This window comes from Halomonas sp. AOP27-A1-41, from assembly GCF_052378605.1.
Lineage (GTDB): Bacteria > Pseudomonadota > Gammaproteobacteria > Pseudomonadales > Halomonadaceae > Vreelandella > Vreelandella citrativorans.
The window spans coordinates 1-21,079 of record NZ_JBQSXT010000013.1 but is presented as its reverse complement, the minus strand read 5'-3'; the positions used below and the strand labels follow the sequence as shown (position 1 = coordinate 21,079).

The 21,079-nt window shown below is 56.1% G+C and carries 19 protein-coding genes; 13 read left to right on the top strand and 6 right to left on the bottom strand.

What is annotated here, in order from left to right; all coding sequences use genetic code 11:
- Positions 1-87: 87 nt before the first annotated feature.
- Complete coding sequence (locus ACT3TC_RS10155; RefSeq protein WP_172118189.1) at positions 88-387, bottom strand: YciI family protein; 300 nt, start codon at positions 385-387, stop codon at positions 88-90.
- Between the two features lie 199 nt (positions 388-586).
- Here ACT3TC_RS10155 and ACT3TC_RS10150 point away from each other — a divergent pair, with 199 nt between their 5' ends.
- On the top strand, positions 587-1,528 hold the full coding sequence (locus ACT3TC_RS10150; RefSeq protein WP_444631078.1) for a PHP domain-containing protein: 942 nt from the start codon (positions 587-589) through the stop codon (positions 1,526-1,528).
- Between the two features lie 64 nt (positions 1,529-1,592).
- Positions 1,593-2,216, top strand: coding sequence for an L-threonylcarbamoyladenylate synthase (locus ACT3TC_RS10145; RefSeq protein WP_442353078.1), 624 nt, complete (start codon positions 1,593-1,595; stop codon positions 2,214-2,216).
- A gap of 88 nt (positions 2,217-2,304) precedes the next feature.
- On the opposite strand, the gene ACT3TC_RS10140 is transcribed toward ACT3TC_RS10145, so the two are convergent.
- Together ACT3TC_RS10140 and ACT3TC_RS10135 are read right to left on the bottom strand one after the other, a co-directional pair.
- Positions 2,305-3,180 carry an ion transporter gene (locus ACT3TC_RS10140; protein WP_444639941.1) on the bottom strand — a complete coding sequence of 292 codons (876 nt, stop codon included), beginning with the start codon at positions 3,178-3,180 and terminating at the stop codon, positions 2,305-2,307.
- 88 nt (positions 3,181-3,268) lie between these two features.
- On the bottom strand, positions 3,269-4,186 hold the full coding sequence (locus ACT3TC_RS10135) for a CYTH domain-containing protein (RefSeq protein ID WP_444639940.1): 918 nt from the start codon (positions 4,184-4,186) through the stop codon (positions 3,269-3,271).
- Positions 4,187-4,323: 137 nt separating this feature from the next.
- Between ACT3TC_RS10135 and ACT3TC_RS10130 the strand changes: the two genes are divergently transcribed.
- The 3 genes from ACT3TC_RS10130 (at position 4,324) to argA (ending at position 7,784) form a co-directional block, all read left to right on the top strand.
- Entirely contained in the window at positions 4,324-5,004 is a 681-nt protein-coding gene (locus ACT3TC_RS10130; protein WP_193055358.1) for a TIGR00153 family protein, read from the top strand.
- A 9-nt stretch (positions 5,005-5,013) separates the two neighbouring features.
- Complete coding sequence (locus ACT3TC_RS10125; protein ID WP_444639938.1) at positions 5,014-6,279, top strand: inorganic phosphate transporter; 1,266 nt, start codon at positions 5,014-5,016, stop codon at positions 6,277-6,279.
- 188 nt (positions 6,280-6,467) lie between these two features.
- Positions 6,468-7,784: an amino-acid N-acetyltransferase gene (argA, locus tag ACT3TC_RS10120; protein WP_444639936.1), complete on the top strand. Its 1,317-nt coding sequence runs from the start codon at positions 6,468-6,470 to the stop codon at positions 7,782-7,784.
- Positions 7,785-7,970: 186 nt separating this feature from the next.
- On the opposite strand, the gene ACT3TC_RS10115 is transcribed toward argA, so the two are convergent.
- Positions 7,971-8,825: an SDR family oxidoreductase gene (locus ACT3TC_RS10115; protein ID WP_444639935.1), complete on the bottom strand. Its 855-nt coding sequence runs from the start codon at positions 8,823-8,825 to the stop codon at positions 7,971-7,973.
- Between the two features lie 715 nt (positions 8,826-9,540).
- Between ACT3TC_RS10115 and ACT3TC_RS10110 the strand changes: the two genes are divergently transcribed.
- The 3 genes from ACT3TC_RS10110 to ACT3TC_RS10100 all read left to right on the top strand — a co-directional run bounded on the left by ACT3TC_RS10110 (position 9,541) and on the right by ACT3TC_RS10100 (position 11,912).
- Positions 9,541-10,206, top strand: coding sequence for a hypothetical protein (locus ACT3TC_RS10110; protein WP_444639933.1), 666 nt, complete (start codon positions 9,541-9,543; stop codon positions 10,204-10,206).
- 93 nt (positions 10,207-10,299) lie between these two features.
- A complete protein-coding gene (locus tag ACT3TC_RS10105; protein ID WP_444639932.1) occupies positions 10,300-10,737 on the top strand; it encodes a phage holin family protein in 438 nt (145 codons plus the stop codon).
- Complete coding sequence (locus ACT3TC_RS10100; protein WP_444639931.1) at positions 10,734-11,912, top strand: DUF3618 domain-containing protein; 1,179 nt, start codon at positions 10,734-10,736, stop codon at positions 11,910-11,912. Before ACT3TC_RS10105 ends, ACT3TC_RS10100 begins: the two co-directional genes overlap by 4 nt.
- Positions 11,913-12,024: 112 nt before the next feature.
- On the opposite strand, the gene ACT3TC_RS10095 is transcribed toward ACT3TC_RS10100, so the two are convergent.
- Positions 12,025-12,960 (bottom strand): MurR/RpiR family transcriptional regulator, encoded by a 936-nt coding sequence (locus tag ACT3TC_RS10095; RefSeq protein WP_444639929.1) that lies wholly within the window; start codon positions 12,958-12,960, stop codon positions 12,025-12,027.
- A gap of 193 nt (positions 12,961-13,153) precedes the next feature.
- Between ACT3TC_RS10095 and ACT3TC_RS10090 the strand changes: the two genes are divergently transcribed.
- On the top strand, positions 13,154-14,479 hold the full coding sequence (locus tag ACT3TC_RS10090) for an aspartate aminotransferase family protein (protein WP_444639928.1): 1,326 nt from the start codon (positions 13,154-13,156) through the stop codon (positions 14,477-14,479).
- Positions 14,480-14,518: 39 nt separating this feature from the next.
- A complete protein-coding gene (locus tag ACT3TC_RS10085) occupies positions 14,519-15,091 on the top strand; it encodes a carboxymuconolactone decarboxylase family protein (protein WP_444639927.1) in 573 nt (190 codons plus the stop codon).
- Positions 15,092-15,285: 194 nt separating this feature from the next.
- Here the strand turns inward: ACT3TC_RS10085 and xseA are convergent, their stop codons facing one another.
- Positions 15,286-16,623: an exodeoxyribonuclease VII large subunit gene (xseA, locus tag ACT3TC_RS10080; protein ID WP_444639926.1), complete on the bottom strand. Its 1,338-nt coding sequence runs from the start codon at positions 16,621-16,623 to the stop codon at positions 15,286-15,288.
- A gap of 169 nt (positions 16,624-16,792) precedes the next feature.
- Here xseA and guaB point away from each other — a divergent pair, with 169 nt between their 5' ends.
- The 3 genes from guaB to ACT3TC_RS10065 all read left to right on the top strand — a co-directional run.
- Positions 16,793-18,262, top strand: a complete 1,470-nt coding sequence (guaB, locus tag ACT3TC_RS10075; RefSeq protein WP_172118172.1) for an IMP dehydrogenase — start codon at positions 16,793-16,795, stop codon at positions 18,260-18,262.
- Positions 18,263-18,356: 94 nt separating this feature from the next.
- Positions 18,357-19,934: a glutamine-hydrolyzing GMP synthase gene (gene guaA / locus ACT3TC_RS10070; RefSeq protein ID WP_444639924.1), complete on the top strand. Its 1,578-nt coding sequence runs from the start codon at positions 18,357-18,359 to the stop codon at positions 19,932-19,934.
- Between the two features lie 309 nt (positions 19,935-20,243).
- A partial coding sequence (locus ACT3TC_RS10065) for a tyrosine-type recombinase/integrase (RefSeq protein ID WP_444639922.1) occupies positions 20,244-21,079 on the top strand: 836 nt, incomplete at its 3' end.

The following is a 21,079-nucleotide window of genomic DNA, read 5'->3' as shown; positions in this document are numbered from 1 at the left end:
TAGCGAAAAGCGTCCGCCGGGTTTGCACAGAGTTTTCCACAGGCTCTGTGAATTAGCAGGCGGACCCTCCACACTCGCCCTAATCGGTCAAGGCAAAACTTTCTTGAACGGCTTAACAATTACCTTGGCATAGACACCCGCAATGATGTATGGATCGGCGTCAGCCCAGCCCTGAGCGGCTTCCAAACTGTCGAATTCAGCCACCACAAGGCTGCCGCTAAAACCCGCGTCGCCGGGGTTTTCAGTATCCGCAGCGGGGTGCGGGCCCGCGAGCACCAAGCGGCCTTCATCGCGTAGCGTTTCCAAGCGTGCCAAATGGTCCGGGCGGGCCGCCAGGCGGCGTTCAAGGCTATTCGATACGTCTTCACTAATAATGGCGTAGAGCATGGGGATAACTCCTTAAAAGCATGTAGTAAAGCGCCCTATGCAGCATTGACCGCATCCACATAAGCGCGCACCATGGCGAGCGTTTGTAAATCGTCCCACGCGCAGCGCTGTGAACACCAGGTCTTTTGAACACGGCACATTATGACTGTTCGTGGTAGACATCCCTATTCTGACAAACTCGCCACATGACGTCATGCCCATGCCTTTACTTCCTGCAACGTTACTTCCTGCGGTGTTTGATGCCGATCAGCGCTACACGGCTGACCTGCATATGCACTCAACGGCGTCGGATGGCGCGTTAACCCCCACTGAGTTGGTATCGCTGTGCGCAGCGCGAGGCCTTACCCACATGGCGCTGACAGACCATGACACCATGGACGGCATCGACGAGGCCGGAAAGGCGGCGGTACAAGCCGGGCTATGCCTGGTGCCTGGCTGCGAGTTATCCACTCGCTGGCAAGGCATTAACATCCACGTCGTGGCGCTGATGCCCGGTGGTCTGCAAGGTCCGCTGGTTGAAGGGCTTGAACAGCAGCGGTTGGCGCGTATTCAGCGCGCAGAAGTGATCGCCGAGCGGTTAGAGAAAGTGGGCCTTAAAAATGCCTTGGAAAAAGCCCGTGAGCAGGCAGGCAGTGACCGCCCGCTAGGCCGACCTGATTTTGCCCGCGCGTTAGTGGCCGAGGGGGTTGTGGCCGATTGGGCCACTGCGTTTAAACGCTACCTGGGCAGCGGTAAAAAAGGCGATGTTAAAGCTCACTGGCCAGAAATCAGCGAAGTCGTCGAGTGGGTGGTGGCCTCTGGTGGCGTTGCGGTGATTGCGCATCCTTTACGCTACGGCTTAACCCGGCGTAAGCGAGGGCAGTTAATGGATACCTTTCAGGCCGCAGGCGGCGACGCGGTTGAATTGGTCAGCGGCCAGCAGAATCCGGATGTCACAAGGGACCTTGCCCGTCAAATGGTCGAGCGTGGGCTTTACGCCTCGTTAGGCAGCGACTTCCACTTTCCCGGCAGCCACGCCGCCCCTGGCAGCATGAGCATGGTACCGCGCACGGCCGCGCCGCCCATTTGGCAGCACCCTCGCTTAGCACATTTACGCAATGCCCCCGCTGGTCCATTAGCCGCTGCGTCAGCTATGGTATGAGTAAGCGTTTGATAAAAGCGAATACCCTAATGGACTGAAACGCGCCCACGGGCAGGAGCAGACAATGAGCCAATATTTCCAGATTCATCCAGAAAACCCACAAAAGCGCCTGATTGATCAAGCGATCGAGATTATTCGCAAAGGCGGTGTGGTGGCTTATCCCACTGACTCAGGTTACGCGTTAGGCTGTCATCTGGGCGAAAAGAAGGCCATTGAAAAGATCAAGTGGTTGCGCTCGCTGGATGACAAGCACAACTTTACGCTGATGTGCTCGGACCTTTCGGAAATTGGCACCTACGCCAAGGTAGATAATGCGGTATTTCGGCTGCTGAAAGCGCATACACCAGGACCGTACACCTACATTCTGGATGCCACAACAGAAGTCCCGCGCCTGCTGCTGCATCCTAAACGGCGTTCCATTGGCGTACGCGTACCTGATCACCGGATTGCTCATGCTCTACTGCAAGCGCTTGGCGAACCGCTAATGAGCGTTACGCTGATTCCGGTGGGGGAAGACCTTCCCATGAGCGACCCAGAGGAAATTCGTGACCGCTTTGAAGCGCATTTGGACCTGATTATTGACGGTGGCGCCTGCCACCTGGACCCCACCAGCGTCATCGACCTGCGAGAGCTACCGCCCAAAATTGTCCGTGCCGGACGCGGTGACACGGCTCCCTTCGAAAGTTAAGCCCTTCGAAAGCCAACCCTTTCTCCGCGTTGTGCCAGCCCCAAACCGGGGAGGGCACAACGCGGGCTTAATAAGCAGCTAGCAGATTTTAAGGCTCTAGCGGTAGCGTTTCCTTTTTGGGGGCTTCCGTCATTTCATCCAGCCAGGTGCCGCAACGAAGGCAGTAGAGTGCGTCTTTTTCGTGACGGTCGTGGCCGCATCCTGGGCACGCTTCATCGGAGTAGCGGTCTTCACGGATTGAGCGGATCACCTGGGCTGAAAAAATGCCGGTAGGCACGGCGATAATCGAGTAGCCAATCAGGATGAGAAGCACAGTAATCGCTTTGCCAAGCGCTGTGCCCGGCACGATATCGCCATACCCCACTGTGGTAACGCTGACCACCGCCCAGTAGATCGACATGGGAATACTGGTAAAGCCGCTTTCCGGCGACTCGATGGTATACATCAGCGCGGCAAACATGGTGACAACCATAAAAATACTGCAGAAAAACAGCAGTACCTGGCGCACGCTACGCTTTAATGCTTCGATCAGCAGTCGTCCTTCGCCCACAAATTCCATCAGGCGCAGGATACGGAAAATGCGCAGCACGCGGAGTATGCGAATAATCACCAGCGCATGAAAGCCGGGCATCAGCAGTACCAGCCAGGCTGGCAGGATGGAGATTAGATCGACCACGCCATAAAAGCTTTTCAGATAGATAGTAGGACGTTCAAGGCAGTAGATGCGTACCGCAAGCTCTACGGTGAACAGAATCGTAAAGCCCCACTCCAGGTAGTAGAAAAGCCAGCCATACTCTTGGGAAAACTCCTGAACACTGCCGAGCAGAATGACGGCGACGCTGCCCAAAATCATCACAATCAGCGCAATATCGAATCCTTTGGCAGTGGGCGTGTCGGACTCGAAAATAATGTGGAACAGCTGTGTGCGAAGCCCTTCAGCGGCAGGGGTCAGGTTAAAACTCATGGCGATCCTGATGAAATGAGCAATCACTTATCACAGTGATTAGGTCTATGGGCAAACGTGCTTGAATCTATCTAAAACAACGTGAAGGTTAGCTTAGCTCGCGTTGCAGCGCTAAACGATGGGAAAGCGTCAGGAGCGTCACGCCATAGGCAATACGGGGTTGACCAGCGTCATCTAGCGCTGTGGATAGGTGAGCCGCCTGGGCCTTCATGTCCTCAGGCAGTGATGCGTGTTCGGCCAACCGGGTCAGTGCCTCATGGGTAAGGTCCAGGAACGGGCGCTGCTGGCTGTCGTGGTAGGCATCAAGGGCAAGCGTTGCCCGGTGTAGCCATTCAGCAGGTGTCGTTGCGTTAGGAAGCGGCCACTGTTGGGCGCGCAAGGCGTTACCCCGCGATGCCTTGCTGCTATCAGATGGGCGAAGCGGAACCTGTTCTGCCAGCGCAATCGCCAGCGACCAGAGCGCTTGCGGGTCACCGTTTTTAAGCTCCAGTTCTACTTCACAAATGGGTGTGCGGTAGTCACCACTTTCAACTTCGCCTTCATCCAGTACCAGCTCAATCTGGCTGCCCTGCCAGTCGAGCTGCCAGCTATATCGGGTAAAGTCGGTGCGCAGTATGGGAGCTAGATGCGTTAGTCGTTCTCTGAGCACTTTGTGGGCAGGTCCATTATTGACCGGCTCGTCGCTGAAAGGTGGCAGTGCGGCGAGACCTGTCTGGTCGAGTTCAGCGCATGCGACCGGCCACTCCCACTCCTGGCGGCTGGATAATCCGCCACCCCCCTGGCCCGCCGTTTTTACCGTTTGCAGCACGCGGCCATCAACTTGACGAAGACGCACCGCGATTCGTGCGTTGGCCATGTCATGGGTCGGTGTGTCGAAGTAGGTATTGGCTAAGGTCTGGATTAACGGTGTTTTTGTGTCGAGAAAAGGGTGGTGCTTGAGCGCCTCAATACTGGCTTGGGCAAGCGCAAGCTTTATCTCTACTTCGATTGGTGTTGCATTTTTCATGACAATAGCCACTCTTAAACGTGAAGTACTGGTTAAATTTTTGCTACCAATATGAAGTTTTCATGACGGCGGCGAGCGCACTCTTTATACTGGCGTCGCCATTTCCAGGCTCCCCCGAAAACAGGCTAAAAGGCTCTATGGTTACCTCCAACCCTTTTTCCGCGATGTTTGGCCGCTCGCCATTCCAGCCGCTGCTGGCCCACATCGTCAAGGCCAATGAATGCGCCGACCAACTGTTACCGTTTTTTGAAGCATCGCTTGCTGGCGATTGGGATACCGCCACTGAGCTGCGTGAAAACGTAACCCGTTTAGAACACGAAGCGGATGTGCTGAAAACGGATCTACGGCTCAACCTGCCCAGCACCATGTTTCTGCCGGTTTCACGGTCTGATCTACTGGATTTGATTAGCGTCCAGGACAAAATCGCCAACAAGGTGCGCGACATTACCGGCATTATGCTAGGCCGTAAAATGCGCGTGCCTGATGAGCTCGCTGATCCGATGCGCGATTATATGGCGACTAGCGTGGCATGTGTGGCCCAAGCGCGCCAGGCCCTTGAAGAGCTGATGGAGCTTTTAGAGTCAGGCTTTGGGCGTAACGTCGCGGATGTTATGAGCAACATGATCCGTGAGCTGCATAACCTTGAACACCAGGCAGACAGTCAGCAGGTGGCCATTCGTCGCCAGCTGTTTCAGCTTGAAAGCCAACTACCGCCCGTCGATGTGATCTTTCTTTACAAGATTATCGAATGGGTGGGTGAAGTGTCTGACCGTGCTGAGCGCGTAGGCAGTCGCTTGCAGATTTTGACCGCACGCTAAGGGAAACCAATGCAAATTATTGCCCAGTACGGCGAGATATTTATTATTCTGGCCTGTTTATTTGGCTTTTTCATGGCGTGGGGCGTCGGCGCAAACGATGTTGCCAACGCCATGGGAACGTCGGTGGGGTCGAAAGCGATCACCATCAAGCAAGCCATCATCATTGCTGTTATTTTCGAATTTTTAGGTGCCTGGCTTGCCGGTGGTGAGGTTACCGCCACCATTCGTGGCGGCATCATCGATCCCAACCTGCTTGAAGCCAACCCACAGTTTTTGGTTTACGGCATGTTGTCGGCGCTGTTGGCGGCAGGCATTTGGCTGATGGTCGCTTCTGCCCGTGGCTGGCCGGTGTCGACCACACACTCCATTGTTGGTGCCATCGTCGGTTTCGCGGCGGTAGGTCTAGGCGTTGATGCGGTGGCCTGGGACAAGGTCGGCCAGATTGCCTCTAGTTGGGCTATTTCTCCGCTGATTGCCGGTACCATCGGCTATATGCTGTTTAAGTCGGTACACCACTTGATTTTCGAGAGTTCAGATCCGTTAGCGGCGGCCAAGCGCTATGTGCCGGGCTATATATTTTTGGTCGGCTTTATTGTTGCCATGGTGACGCTGACCAAAGGCCTTTCCCATGTTGGTCTGCATCTTAGCTTCAGCGAAAGCCTGATGCTTTCGATTCTGATTGGTGTGCTGATCATGGGCCTTGGCATAGTGATGCAGCGGCGTATCAAGTACACCAAGAACGCCAATGACCACTTTGGCTATGCCAATGTTGAGCGTGTTTTCGGCGTGCTGATGATCTTTACCGCGTGTGCCATGGCCTTTGCTCACGGTTCCAACGATGTCGCCAATGCGGTGGGGCCGCTGGCCGCCGTCATAAGTGTCGTGCGCAGCGAAGGTATGATTGATAGCGCGGCGTTGGTGCCCTGGTGGGTGCTGATATTGGGCGGCGCGGGTATCGTCGTTGGCCTGGTGACGTATGGGCGTCGGGTAATTGCGACCGTGGGCACCGGGATCACCGAACTCACCCCTAGCCGTGGCTTTGCCGCAACGCTTGCCGCGGCGAGTACCGTCGTCGTTGCCTCGGGCACGGGCCTGCCAATTTCAACGACCCATACGCTGGTCGGCGCGGTGTTGGGTGTCGGGCTGGCGCGCGGTATGGCGGCACTTAACCTGCGCGTTATTGGCACCATTGTTGTCTCGTGGTTGATTACCCTGCCCGCCGGTGCAGGCTTAGCGATTGTGTTCTTCTTTATGTTTAAAGGCATGTTCGGCTAACGGTGTAACAGGCGGCGCCACCCGGCGCACGCCCGCACGAAAAGCCTCAAGATCAGCGGCACCTTCATGCAGATTTGCGCTAGCCGATTTGCAATAGAAGGTGCCGCTGTTTTTTGCGCTCTGGTAAAGTAGCGCGAGTAGTGTTGTAAACGTCGTTTTTTCTTTCATCTGCTGCCGGAGAGCGGCCCTTGGATAAGCATTTCCCCTTTGTTGATTGGTTTCGTAACGCATCCCCCTACATTAATGCGCACCGGGGGCGAACCTTCGTCATCTTGATTGAAGGCGAAGCCATGGCGTCTGGCCGTGGGGAGCAATTGATTCAGGATTTAGCCCTGCTGCATACCTTGGGCGTGCGCTTGGTGGTGGTATTTGGCACCCGCCCGCAAGTGCAGGAAGCGCTTGGCCAGGCCGGTGTTGAACCCATGCGCATTAACGGACGCTGGGTGGCCGACCGCGCCGTAATGACCCATGTAGAGCAGGTCGCTGCCCACCAGCGGCTTTGGCTTGAAGCACGGTTATCGCTTGGCCTGCCCAGCACGCCGCTTCACGGTGTAGAGCTTAGCGTGATTTCGGGGAACCTGGTCACCGCCAAGCCCTTGGGCGTTCGGGAGGGGGTGGACTTTGATCATAGCGGCGAAGTACGCCGCGTTCGGGCTGGCGCCATTGAAGGGCTGCTCGATAAGGGCTCGCTGGTACTCCTGCCGCCACTGGGTTTCTCAAGCACCGGCGAAGTGTTCGACCTGGACGCCGCAGAAGTGGCCCAGCACGCCGCCGTAGCGCTCAAGGCCGACAAATTGATCCTGCTGGGCGAATCAGAAGGCTTACAGGACGAGGGGGGCGCCTTGCTGCGCCAGCTAACCCCTGCCGATGCTGAACCTCGGCTTGAGAGCGCGCCGCCCGGCAGCGAGCTTGCCCGCCACCTTCAAGCTGCGTGCAACGCTGCACGAGAGGGGGTGGCCCGCACCCACCTGTTGTCGTGGCGCAATCACGATGCGCTGCTGGGTGAGCTTTTTACCCGCGACGGCGTGGGCACCATGATTACCCAGCACCGCTACGAGCAGCTACGCCCGGCTAAGCTCAACGATATTGCAGGGCTTCTGGAGCTGCTTGAACCACTGGAGCGCCGCGGCATGCTAGTGGCGCGCTCGCGTGAGCGTTTGGAGCATGAAATTGATGACTATATGGTTATCGAGCGCGATGGCATGGTGATTGGCTGCGCCGCGCTGCACGTATTCCCTAACACCACGGTTGCCGAGTTGGCCTGCGTGGCTGTGCACGGTAACTACCGTGGGGGCGAACGCGGTGAGCGTTTAATGGAAGCGCTGGAACGCCGCGCACGCCAACGCGGTGTTAGCGAAATATTTGTATTAACCACCCACACGGCCCACTGGTTTGTGGAGCACGGCTTTCAGGCCGCCAGCCTTGAAGAGTTACCCCCTTTAAAGCGCGAAGCCTATAACCACGCACGTAAATCGAAGGTGTTACTGAAAGCGCTGAAAGCTTAGCGAGGTCAGGTCAATAACGTAGCGTGTGGTAAGCGCAGCGCACCCGCGGGAGCGGCGCGTAGCGGTGCCGGGGTTGAAGCTTGATGGTGCACTTGGGCGGCAAAGCCGCCCAGCTCTCTTGCATCTTTTGGCCTTTAACATCTTTTGGTTTTTAACACCTTTTAGTTTTTAACACCTGTGCCGGGCTTACGTATTTAAAATAACCCCACCGTTAAGGTGTAGGGTCTGCCCCGTCATGTACGAAGACTCTTCGCTTGCCAGGTACACATAGGCAGGCCCCATTTCGCTCGGTTGCCCGGCGCGATTCATGGGGACTTGCCCGCCAAACTCGGCGACTTTCTCATCGTCAAAGCTTGCGGGGATCAGCGGTGTCCATACCGGGCCTGGAGCAACAGCGTTCACCCGAATTCCGCGACCGACCAGCGACATGGCAAGCGAGCGCATTAAACCCTGGATGGCCCCTTTAGTGGCGCTGTAATCGATCAGCGTGTTGTTGCCTTTAAAGGCATTAATGGAGGAGGTAGCAATAATGGTATCGCCTTCCTCCAGATGAGGTAATGCTGCTTTGGAAAGGTAGAAATGGCTAAACAGATTGGTCTGAAAGGTGCGTGTTATCTGCTCGTCGGGGATCTCGGTCAGATCGCTCCAGTCGTACTGTTCGGCCGCATTGTTGACCAGAATATTAAGCTTGCCGAAGTGGTCCAGCGTTTTTTTAACGATGTCACGACAAAAGGCGGGGTCAGCTACATCGCCCTGTAATACCAGGCAACGGCGACCTTCCGCTTCCACCAGGGCTTGCGTATCTTCGGCATCTTTAGGCTCTTTAAGGTGAACAATCACGCTATCGGCGCCTTCACGGGCGTAATGTACCGCTACCGCGCGCCCAATACCGCTATCACCGCCGGTAATAATCGCTACCTTATCAACAAGCTTATCGGTGCCTTTATAGCTATCACGAATAAATTCAGGTTCCGGACGCATTTCGTGCTCATCACCGGGCTGTTTGTTCTGGTGTTGAGGCGGCTGTTTCTGATCGCTCATGTGCAGTGACTCCTTGTTGGGACGTTAATCCTTCCTCTACGAAAAGCCGTGGCCTAATCGTATTTCTGCGTTACTTACACTAGCGCAAGGTTTTATCAAGAGCCAATTCAAGTGCGTTTGATTTATAAAAGATTGAATTATTGTAAAGTTTGGGGTTGATGGGTGAAGGGTTTTTATAGGCTTTAGCTGGTATAGGTGCGTTGTTTGTCCTTTTGATCTTTTTTATCAACCATGTAATGCGTTTATTGAAGTTTAAGATTGATTTAAGTAGGTCTTTAAAGGGTGAGGTAGGTATTTTAGGCCCTGATGAACAAAGATAATCAGCTTGAGGGGATGCCGCTATTCATGCCTGCTGGATGTGAGGGAAAGGCAGCAGTGGTGGGAGGTCGAGGCGGGTTTGTTGATGTTTGTTAAAGGCTGGTTTTTGCTTTTAATTAAATGTTTTTTGATATTGGTTAAATAGCGGTGCCGTAAGGGTGTGCCCAAGGTTATAAATTGACAGGGAGTGTTGGGTAACTATAGTGAAAAAGCCGATTTATATTAAACAACTATTTGGGTGGTGAGCTCGTTATCTAGTGCGTGTGTTTAATTGATTAGCGGTTCAGTTCGTTTTGTTTCAAGCCACTGTTTGTTAACTGCTTGTTAATAAGTGTTTGTTAGTGCGTGCTGGTTAACAAGTACGTTAACGCGTGAAACGACAAGGAGGAAGTAACAAATGAATGATTATGGAAAACAGGCTGACCCAGGTTCTTCAAATACCGACTCGCTCAAACAGCAAGGGCGCGACGCGGCACATGACGTAGGTGAAGCGGCTCAGCATCAGGCTGAAAGCTTTTACAATCAGCAGCGTGATACCGCCACCGAGCAATCGCAAAAATTTACCAGCGCTTTTCGTAAGATGGCTGATGAGTTTGATCATCAAGATCAGCCGTACTTCTCACAGCAGGCGAGAAAGTTTGCCGATACAGCTGATCGTTTTTCAGACAAGCTACGCAACAAGGACTTAAACAGCATCTGCCAGGAAGCGAAAAGCTTCAGCGAACGTGAGCCTGCCTTGTTCTTTGGCGGGGCAATTGCGGCTGGTTTTTTGGTGACACGCTTCTTGCGTAGCTCAGGCAAGCATTCGCACTCATCTGGCGGTTCAAACCGTTATTCAAACGGCCCAGGTAGTTATGCTCATCCGTCATCGGGTGCTTATTCAAGCCATGAGTCTCCTACGCCTGAGAACCCGGAAGGTGGCGTGATGGGTGGGGCATCTTCGCGTGCCTCGGACCCCACACAGCAACGCTCAGCGCCTACGGCAACGCCCGGCGGCACGGCTGATACCACTACTGCTACGCCAGGTTCAACCAATAAGCCCGGTGACTCCGGTCGGCTGTAGCTGGCCTGTGTAGCCGCCAGCTGTGGATCAACCTGTCGCCAGGTTTAAAAGATTGAGTTGAAGGCCCTTAATCAAGGGCAAGAGAGGTTATGAATGGATTCAGATCACAATACGCCCCCACAAGGCTCGTCGGTCGGCTCGCTTTTATCGACGGTGATGCAGGAAATAACGTCGTTAGTGCGCAACGAAACCGAACTTGCCAAGGCAGAGGTGTCGGAAAAAACGCATCAGGTCATGATCACCTTGGCGGCCATTGCGGTCGCAGGCGCGGTGCTTTTAGGCGGCTTTCTCACGCTGCTTGCCTCCCTTGTCTTTATGCTCAATGAGGTGCTTCCTCCTGATATGACGCCTTGGCTCTCTGCCATTATCGTTGGTGTGGTGGTATCGGTAATTGGCATCGTGATGCTTAAAAGTGGGCTTGCCAAACTTCAGGCGCGCAACCTGGTGCCTGACCGCACGTTGCATAGCCTACAGGCCGACAGGGAGCTCGCCAGAGAGCATAGGCATAACGTCAAGGAGGATTTGAAATGAGCGATCACAGCCATAACGACAGCCACAGCGATATCCATCATCAGCGCGACCATCATGACCATCGCGACCACGACCATCGCAGCACCGAAGAGATCGAAAAGGACATTCATCGCTCGCGTGAACGCCTTGACGCCACGCTGCATGAAATTGAAGAGCGCTTCTCTCCTCAACAGCTGTTAAACAGCTCTTATGACTATATTCGTCATGGCGGTGCTAACGAGTTTGCATCTAACCTGGGTGCAGCAATCAAGCAGCACCCGCTGCCGTTTTTGATGACCACTGCCGGTCTTGGCTGGTTGATGCTTTCCCAGCGTCACCCGAACCATGAACGGCGCCATCAGCATGCATCTTCGCACCGCTATGCAGATGAACATGCGGTGAGCGGCTCGCCGGGAGTGCCGTTTCATGAGGGCACGCATACCGATGATGGAACGCCTATCCATAGCGGTACGCCAGGCTACGTTGCCGGTAATCCAGCACAGCATGGCAGTAGCAAAGGCCGTATGAGCAGCATGAAAGAGGGCGCGAAAGACAAGGCTCATCATATTAGCCAAAAGGCCAGAGATACCGCTCACCATCTTGGCGACAAAGCACATCATCTTGGCGAAAAGGCACAGCACATGGGAGGCAGTATGCGAGACACCACATCCCACCTTCAGCACGGCACGCGGGATCACCTGCACAACATGTCGGATCGCGCTCGCCACGCGGGCAGTCAATCCTCTGAGTTTATTCAGGAGCACCCGCTGGTGGTCGGTGCGCTAGGGTTTGCGCTAGGTGCTGCGTTAGCGGGGCTGTTCCCCACGACGCGTAAGGAGGATGAATACATGGGCGAATACCGCGACCGCGCCTTGCACAAGGCATCCGAAGCGGGCCACGAGCAGGTGGATAAAGCCCAGCAAAAGATTCATGAGAAAGCCGAGCACATGAAAGAAGACGCGCATTCTGACCACACGCATTCGACGTCCGGCCAGTCTTCAGCGTCTTATGCAACGCCGGGCACGTCATCAAGCAGCAGCCCCACAGGCCATGGTTCGGCTTCAAGCATTAGCGCAAGCACCACGGGCGCCACGCCGAATACGGCCAAGGGCGTCACCGAACCCGGCCTTGCAGGCTCCAGTACGCCCTCCGGTAATACGCAAGGCAACGACACCTTGACGCCGCCCAGGCGTTAATCAGGCAATCAGACGCTCTTATCTTGTCGCGCAGTGCCCGGCCTTGGCTGGGCACTTTTTTATGGGCAGCATTAATGCTTTTTGCGCCCGAAGCCAGCCAAAGCGGTAGCGTTCACTCTCGCCGGGGGAGCGCATTCGAGTAGGTATTAAGATGCGCAAGGTGGTCATCGGCGTCCTGCAGTGCTTCTAGCGTGGCAGGGCGGTCACGCTCGGCCAGCAGTGTGCAGAGCACTTCCGAAACGGCTAGCGCAGGGGCCAGAGTATGAAAGAAGCTGTAGCTCTCGGTGGCGCAGTAAACCGTATGCTCGGAAATACTCACCAGCGGTGATACCTCGCTATCGGTGATCGAGAGAACCGCTAGGCCTTTATCTTTTGCTAGCTGCGCAAGCGTTAGCGTATCGCGCGCGTAGGGGGTGATGGATATGGCCAGCAGCACCTCATCGGGTTTTGCACGAATCAGAGCATCGCCCCCTGTGCCAGCAGGTCCATCAAGATGAACCGAGCGCTCGCCCAACAGCGACATAACGTAATGAAAATGCCAGGCCACCGCATGGCTTGAACGTAACCCCAGCACATAGATTTTTTTGGCTGCCGCGAGCCTTTCGGCCATGGCGGTCAAGCGCTGCAGCGGCTCAGGCTCGCAAAGCGCGGCTATCTGGGCGCTTAACCCGTGCAGCATGTGATGCTCGATATCACTGCCTGGCGCGCTTGCCGCCTGACCATCACGTTGGCGCACCTTGGCCGCAAAGCCATCGTTTCGCTGACGCACCGTTTGTGCATAGTGAGCGCGAATTTCGTTATAGCCCTGAAAGCCCAACACCTTGGCAAGCCGCGTCATGGTCGCCGGTTGAACTGCTGCCAAGCGCGCCAGTTCGCGCATGGACACCAAGGCCACTTCTTCCGGATGCTCAAGTAGGTAGCGCGCGGCCTGTTGCAGCTGTGCTGACATACCATCGAACTGCGCAATGATCTGCTCTCTTAACGGATCGCTTTGGGATACAGGGCTTTTTGACGCAGAGCTTTTTGATGTAGGGCTTGTTGATGACATAGCAGAGTTGCCTCTTGAATACGCCCAAGGGCTTTAGATGATTGCGCACAAGGGTAAGGGCGCTTTTCGATAAAATAATGATCCAAATGTTTTAGTTTTTCAATTAAAGATTGGTGTGTTGCATTGACGCCCTCGATCGTGTCACTCTTATCCTAAACAGGGTGGTTGATGGTCATCTGAAGAGGAAAGGGCTATGACGCGTATTCTTCACCGCAGTATTGGTCAGGCGTTACCGCATGCGGCGTCAGCACAGGGCGTTTATATCACTGATACCGAAGGCTGCCGCTACCTGGATGGTTCGGGTGGGGCGGCGGTGACGAGTGTGGGGCACGGCCATCCGGAAGTGCTGGCGGCCATGCGCGCCCAGATTGATAGCCTCTGCTACGCCCATACCGGCTTTTTCACCACGGATGCTGCCGAGGAACTGGCTGAGCAGTTGGTGAACCTGGCGCCAGACGGGCTGGATTACGTTTATCTGGTATCCGGTGGTTCAGAGGCGGTAGAGGCCGCGTTAAAAATGGCTCGCCAGTATTTTGTCGAAACCGGCAGGCCAGAGAGGCGGCATATTATTGCCCGGCGCCAGAGCTATCATGGCAATACCCTGGGCGCGCTTGCCACCGGCGGCAACGCCATGCGTAGGCAGCAGTTCCAGCCGCTTCTGCCTCAAACGCACCACGTTTCGCCCTGCTACGCCTACCGTGACAAGGCAAACGACGAATCTTTTGAGGCGTACGCCGCCAGGCTTGCCGATGAGCTTGAGGCCAAGATTCTTGAGCTGGGCCCTGAAAGCGTCATGGCGTTTGTGGCCGAACCAGTGGTGGGGGCGACCCTTGGCGCGGTGGCCGCTGAGGCCGATTACTTCAAGCGAGTGCGTAAAATCTGCGATCAACATGGCGTGCTGCTGATTCTCGATGAAGTCATGTGCGGCATGGGGCGCACGGGCACCCTGTTTGCCTGCGAGCAGGACGGCATCACGCCCGATATTCTCACCGTGGCCAAAGGCTTGGGCGGCGGCTACCAGCCGATTGGGGCCGTGCTATTGTCCTCCGCTATTTATGATAGCTTCGCCAACGGCTCCGGCCTTTTTCAGCATGGGCATACGTACCTTGGGCACCCGGTCGCGGTGGCTGCGGCGAACAAGGTTGTCGAGATCATCGCGCGGCCTGAAACGCTAGCGAATGTAAACGCCATGGGCGCACGTTTGCAAAGCGGCCTTGAAGCGGCGCTGGGCGCGTCACCTTATGTGGGCGATATTCGAGGCAGGGGGTTGTTTCGTGGCATCGAGCTGGTGGCCGATCAAGAGCTAAAGACGCCGTTTGATCCCGCTCGAAAGATCCACGCCAGGATCAAGCGCCAGGCCATGGCACGAGGCCTGATCAGCTATCCGATGGGCGGTACGATTGATGGCGTGTATGGCGATCACGTGCTGCTCGCGCCGCCGTATACGATTAATGCAGACGAGATTGATCTCCTCATTGAACGGATTGCTCAGGCGATTGACGCCGCAATAGCCGAATAACCTGGCGCGATAGCCAAATAATACAAGAGGAAATGCACCATGAAGCAGTCTCCCTGCCCGCCGATGAGCGACGCCGATTGGCCAGAAGCGTTTGCAGAGTTACGTGAAGGTTTTGCAGGCGCGATGAACGTCTACCGCACCATGGCACATCATCCGGCTCTGCTAAACGCCTGGGCGCCGTTGCGGCAGCACGTAGTGAAGGACAATGCCTTGGGCCCCGAGTTAACCGAGGTGGTGATTCTACGTGCCGGTTTTCGCCTGGGGTCGGCCTATGAGTGGGCCCACCATGTCAGCCGTGCGCTGGCGCTAGGGTTTTCTGATGCGAGAATAAACGCTATTCGTGGCGTACCTGAATCAATTAACGGCGTTGATGGCCTGATTGTTAACGCGGTAGATGCGCTACTCGACAAGCGGATGCTGGCAAGCGATCAGGAAGAAGCATTGGCCGAGGCGATTGGGCGTGAAGCCGTGATCGACCTGATGGCCATGGTCGGCTTCTATTCGGTGCTGGGGTATTTGCTCAAAACTTACGACACGCCGATTGATGAGGGTATTCAAGAAGAAGCGCGGTTGAACCCAGCGCTGTTTTCGCTAACACCGCCGCCTGTATAGCAAGCTAAGGTCTCGGGCAGCCCTACGCGGGGGCGCTGTGAACCCTTCCCTGGGCGCTACTTTCGCCATCTGACCGCCATGGATGGTGGGAATGCCGGAAACGCCGGGAGCTGTTTTCCGGCCTTGGCGAAAGACCCCCGCTACGGGCTGCCCGAGACCACGCAGTTACTCACGTAGGTATCTTCAATACATCCCTACTTAAACCGCCGCTTTACCTCGACACTCAGCCTGCCTTCACCCAAACGCAGCGAGAGTTTCTGGCCGGGTTTAGTCTCCTCGGCGCGGCGCACGACTTGGCCCTTGTCATCCTGGGCAATCGCATAGCCCCGGCCCAGTACAGCCAGCGGGCTAATCGCATTAAGCTCCCGTGCGGCGCTGGTTAAACGCGCCTGCTGACGTTGAAGCTGGCGCTGCATGGCGTTTTCCATACGGCGGTGCAATTGGCCCACCCGTTCGCTTTCTGCACGATGCAAACGCGCCATGCCCTGGCTCGCCAAGCGCTTGCCCAGCTGCGTTACGCTTGCCTGCTGCTGAGTAAGCGTTTGCTGCATAGCGCGATTTAAACGCTGGGCAAGGGTCGCCACGTGCTGGCGCTGGCGGTTTAGCTGCTCGCCGGGATGGCGAAGCCGTGCGCGCAGGCTATCCAGCTGCTGGCTATCGCGCTCCAACCGGCGCTGCATGGCGCGGTGAAGGCGGTGTTGCTGATCAACTAACTGGCGCTTCAAGGCGTGTTGGTCCGGCACCAGGCGCTCGGCGGCAGCGGAAGGGGTCGGGGCGCGAACATCGGCGGCAAAATCGGCAAGCGTGACATCCACTTCATGGCCCACCGCCGACATCACCGGCAGGCGTGAATGAAAAATCGCCCGTGCCAGGTGCTCGTTATTAAACGCCCACAAATCTTCCAGGCTGCCGCCGCCCCGGGTGATTAACACCACATCGCGCTCAGGGTCTAACCGTGCCTGGCGGTTGAGTAGCCCAAGCGCTGCGATCATTGCGGGTGCCGCTTCCACACCCTGCACCGGTACCGGGATTAGCGTCACATCTGCCAGGGGCCAACGCGCCGCTAAAACGGCCAGCACATCACGAATAGCCGCGCCGGTGGCCGAGCTTAAAATCAAAATCTTGCGCGGCGGAAAGGGTAGGGGACGCGTATTGGCAAACACGCCCTCGGCATCCAGCTGGGCTTTGAGGCGCTCAAAGGCGGCCAGCAGCTCGCCAAGCCCCGCCGCCTGTACGGCTTCGGCAATCAGTTGGTAGTCACCACGCGGCTCAAACAGCGACACCCGCCCGCGCAGTTTTACCTGGTCACCATCGCGCATCGGCGCCGATACAAAACGCGCCCGCTGACGAAACAGCGCGCAGCGCACCTGGGCGCGGTCATCTTTAAGCGTGAAGTAGATATGCCCGGACGCCGGGCGCGAAACGTTAGAAAGCTCGCCTTCCACCCACACCTCGCCCACATCGCGTTCAAGCGCCTGACGGGCCTGCTTGTTGAGCTCGCTGACCGAAAGGGCGTGGGAGGCGTCTGGCATGGCAATCACCTTGGTTTACAAGAAATAAAAACGGTTAGTTTAGCCTACCACCAACGCAGAGTAGATAATTGGTCGCATGCTCACATTGCTGGGGAACCCCTCAAAACGCTATAATGGGGGATTAACTTTTCACGCCCCTTCTTCCCACATCAAATTGGGTGTTGCCGCTATGCTACGTATGGCCCAAGAAGCGCTTACGTTCGATGACGTACTTCTCGTTCCTGGCTTCTCCGATATCCTCCCCAAGGATGTCAGTCTCAAAACTCGCCTGACCCGTAATCTCTCGCTTAATATCCCGCTCGTTTCTGCTGCGATGGACACCGTGACCGAAGCGCGTCTGGCGATTGCGATGGCTCAGGAAGGCGGCATCGGCATCATTCACAAGAACATGACCATGGCCCAGCAGGCCACGGAAGTGCGCAAGGTCAAAAAGCACGAAAGTGTCATTGTTAAAGACCCGGTTACCGTTAGCCCCAAAGCCAAGCTTGAAGACCTTCTCGCCATGGCGAAAGAGAACGGCTTCTCCGGCTTCCCGGTGGTGGAAGGCGAAACGTTGGTGGGTATCGTGACCGAGCGTGACATGCGCTTCCAGCCGAATGTAGGCGACAGCGTGGCCGATATCATGACCCCGCGTGATCGGCTGGTTACCGTTAAGGAAGGCACTGACCTTGAAGCCAGCAAAGCCAAGATGCGCGAACACCGCATTGAGAAAATGCTGATTGTCGATGACGCCTTCCACCTGCGTGGCCTGGTCACCTTCCAGGATATCGAAAAAGCCCGCACCTACCCGATGGCCGCTAAAGACAGCGATGGCCGCCTGTTAGTAGGAGCCGCCGTAGGCACCGGCCCAGAAACCCCGGACCGTGTTATCGCACTGGCGGAAGCAGGCGTTGACGTGATCATTGTCGATACCGCTCACGGCCATTCCCAAGGCGTTATTGACCGCGTTAGCTGGATCAAAGAGCACTACCCGGACATTCAGGTCATCGGCGGCAACATTGCCACCGGCGCCGCTGCCAAAGCATTGGCCGAAGCGGGTGCCGACGGCGTGAAAGTGGGCATCGGCCCAGGTTCCATCTGCACCACGCGCATTGTGGCTGGTGTAGGCGTGCCGCAAATCACCGCCGTTTCCAATGTGGCCGCCGCGCTTAAAGAGTATGACATTCCGTTGATTGCCGATGGTGGCGTACGCTTCTCTGGCGACTTGGCCAAGGCAATTGCCGCTGGCGCAAGCGCGGTGATGGTTGGTGGCCTGCTGGCCGGTACCGAAGAAGCACCGGGCGAAGTCGAGCTGTTCCAGGGCCGTACTTATAAAGCCTACCGTGGCATGGGCTCCATGGGCGCCATGGCGCAGAACCAGGGCAGCGCCGACCGCTACTTCCAGGATAAGGACGCCGGTGCCGAGAAGTTGGTACCTGAAGGCATCGAAGGCCGCGTACCGTATAAAGGCATGATGAGCGCCATCGTTCACCAGATGATGGGCGGGCTGCGCGCCTCCATGGGCTACACCGGCTGCCGCGATATTCAGGAAATGCGTACCAAGCCGGAATTTGTCCAGATTACCGGTGCTGGCTTTAATGAATCCCACGTTCACGACGTGCAGATCACCAAAGAAGCTCCCAACTACCGGGTGAGCTAACCAGCGCTTTAAGTAACACGGCGGCGGGCATTGCTCCGCCGCTTGCTTTTCGGCCTTACCAGCAGCACCTCCACTGCTTACTCGAGATACCGCCATGAATGATATCCACGCCCACAAAATCCTGATTCTCGACTTCGGCTCACAGTACACCCAGCTGATCGCCCGCCGGGTACGCGAAATTGGCGTATTTTCTGAGGTTCGCGCCTTCGACATCACCGAAGAAGAGATCCGCGAGTACAACCCTAACGGCATCATCCTGGCCGGCGGCCCCGAGTCCGTGACCGAGCTGGATTCCCCGCGTGCGCCGCAGTGCGTGTTCGAAATGGGCCTGCCCGTGTTTGGCGTTTGCTACGGCATGCAGACCATGGCCGAGCAGTTGGGCGGTAAGGTGGAAGGCTCCAACAAGAGCGAGTTTGGCTACGCGCAAATCCGCATCGACGCTGAAAACGCACTCTTCAAAGACATCAAAGACCACGTAGACACCGAAACCGGCAAAGCCCTGCTGGACGTATGGATGAGCCACGGCGACAAGGTCGCCCAAGCGCCTGCCGAGTTCACCATTACCGCTTCCACACCCAGCTGCCCGATTGCCGCCATGGTCTGGGAAGAGAAGCAGTTCTACGGCGTACAGTTCCACCCGGAAGTGACCCACACCCTGCAAGGCCAGCGGATTCTTGAGCACTTCGTGCTGGATATCTGTAAAGCTGAAAAACGCTGGACGCCTGCACAAATCATCGAAGACCAGGTACAGCGCGTACGCGAGCAAGTGGGCGACCGCCACGTACTGCTCGGCCTTTCCGGCGGTGTGGATTCTTCCGTAGTCGCCGCGCTGTTACACAAAGCGATTGGCGACCAGCTGACCTGCGTATTCGTGGACAACGGCCTGCTGCGTAAAGCGGAAGGCGACCAGGTCATGGAAACCTTCGCCAAGCACATGGGCGTGAAGGTTATCCGTGTAGACGCCGAAGACCTGTTCCTGGGTAAGCTGAAAGGCGAGAAAGACCCGGAAGCCAAGCGCAAAATCATCGGCAACACCTTCATCGACGTGTTCGATGAAGAAGCCAGCAAGATTGAAGGCGTCGAATTCCTGGCCCAGGGCACCATCTACCCGGACGTGATCGAATCCGCCGCCTCCAAAACCGGCAAAGCGCACGTCATAAAATCCCACCACAACGTGGGCGGCCTGCCGGAAACCATGAAGCTCAAGCTGGTTGAACCGCTGCGCGAACTGTTCAAAGACGAAGTGCGCAAGCTTGGTTTGGAACTCGGCCTGCCCTACGACATGGTCTACCGCCACCCCTTCCCGGGACCGGGCCTGGGCGTGCGTATTCTGGGTGAAGTGAAGAAAGAGTACGCCGACATCCTCCGCGAAGCCGACGCCATCTTCATCGAAGAACTGCGCGCTTCCGGCTGGTACGAGAAAACCAGCCAGGCATTCGCCGTGTTCCTGCCGGTTAAATCGGTAGGTGTAGTAGGCGACGGCCGCCGCTACGAATGGGTTATCGCCATCCGCGCGGTAGAAACCATCGACTTCATGACCGCCCGCTGGGCGCACCTGCCTTATGAACTGCTGGAGACTGTCTCCAACCGCATTATCAATGAGTTGGGTGGGGTGTCGCGGGTGACTTATGATGTTTCTAGCAAGCCGCCTGCTACTATTGAGTGGGAATGATCACACGTTAGGCACTAGCTGGTACTAACTGGCATTGAATGACACTTAAGCCCATGTTTTCATGGGCTTTTTTGTTTTTGTGTCTGGCAGTATTTGGCAACTGATAGCAGCGAGAAGCACCGCTTGAGCGTGGTATCCAAGGTGGTATTATCGAGACAAGATGCCATGAGCGATAGCCGATACCATGCTGCTTGATCCTGTATGTTCATGGTATCGATATTATTTAACTTTCTGTTTTTATTGATATTATTTCCTGATTTTTTGGGTGATCTTTCAGCATGGTATCGGAATCGAAGAAGGATAAGACTCTTGCTGACCGATACCAAGCTGCGCAACCTCAAGCCGAGGGATAAACTCTACAAGGTGAATGACCGGGATGGCCTCTATGTGGCTGTCACCCCTGCCGGTTCCATCTCATTCCGTTACAACTACTTGATCCATGGCAGGCAAGAGACAATCACCTTTGGCCGCTATGGCGTTGGTGGTATCACGCTGGCAGAAGCCCGTGAGCGACTTGGTGAAGCCAAGCGGATGGTCGCTGATGGAAAGTCGCCAGCGAAGGAGAAGGCACGAGACAAGGCGCGTGTAAAAGGGGCTGAAACCTTTGGTGCTTGGGCGGAAAAGTGGCTACGTGGCTACCAGATGGCCGACTCTACCCGTGATATGCGTCGCTCGGTCTATACACGAGAGCTGGAAGCGAAATTCGGCAATCAGAAGCTGACCGAAATCACTCACGAGGACTTGCGAGCACTGACCGACGCCATCGTTGAGCGTGGTGCGCCTGCTACGGCGGTTCATGCGCGTGAGATTGTACTCCAGGTATACCGCTGGGCGACTGAGCGAGGCCAAAAGGTTGAGAACCCGGCAGACTTGGTGAGGCCAGCAAGCATTGCCAGGTTTGAGCCTCGAGATCGAACCTTAACTCCTGAAGAAATCAGGATGATGTATCAGTACATGGGGCGTATTGGTACATCACCATCAATCCGTGCAGCGGTCAAGCTGCTGCTGTTGACGATGGTGCGCAAGAGCGAATTGACGAATGCAACCTGGAGCGAAATTAATTTCAGCGAAGCACTTTGGACTATTCCTAAGGAGCGAATGAAGCGGCGAAATCCTCACCTGGTGTTTCTATCTAGGCAGGCCAT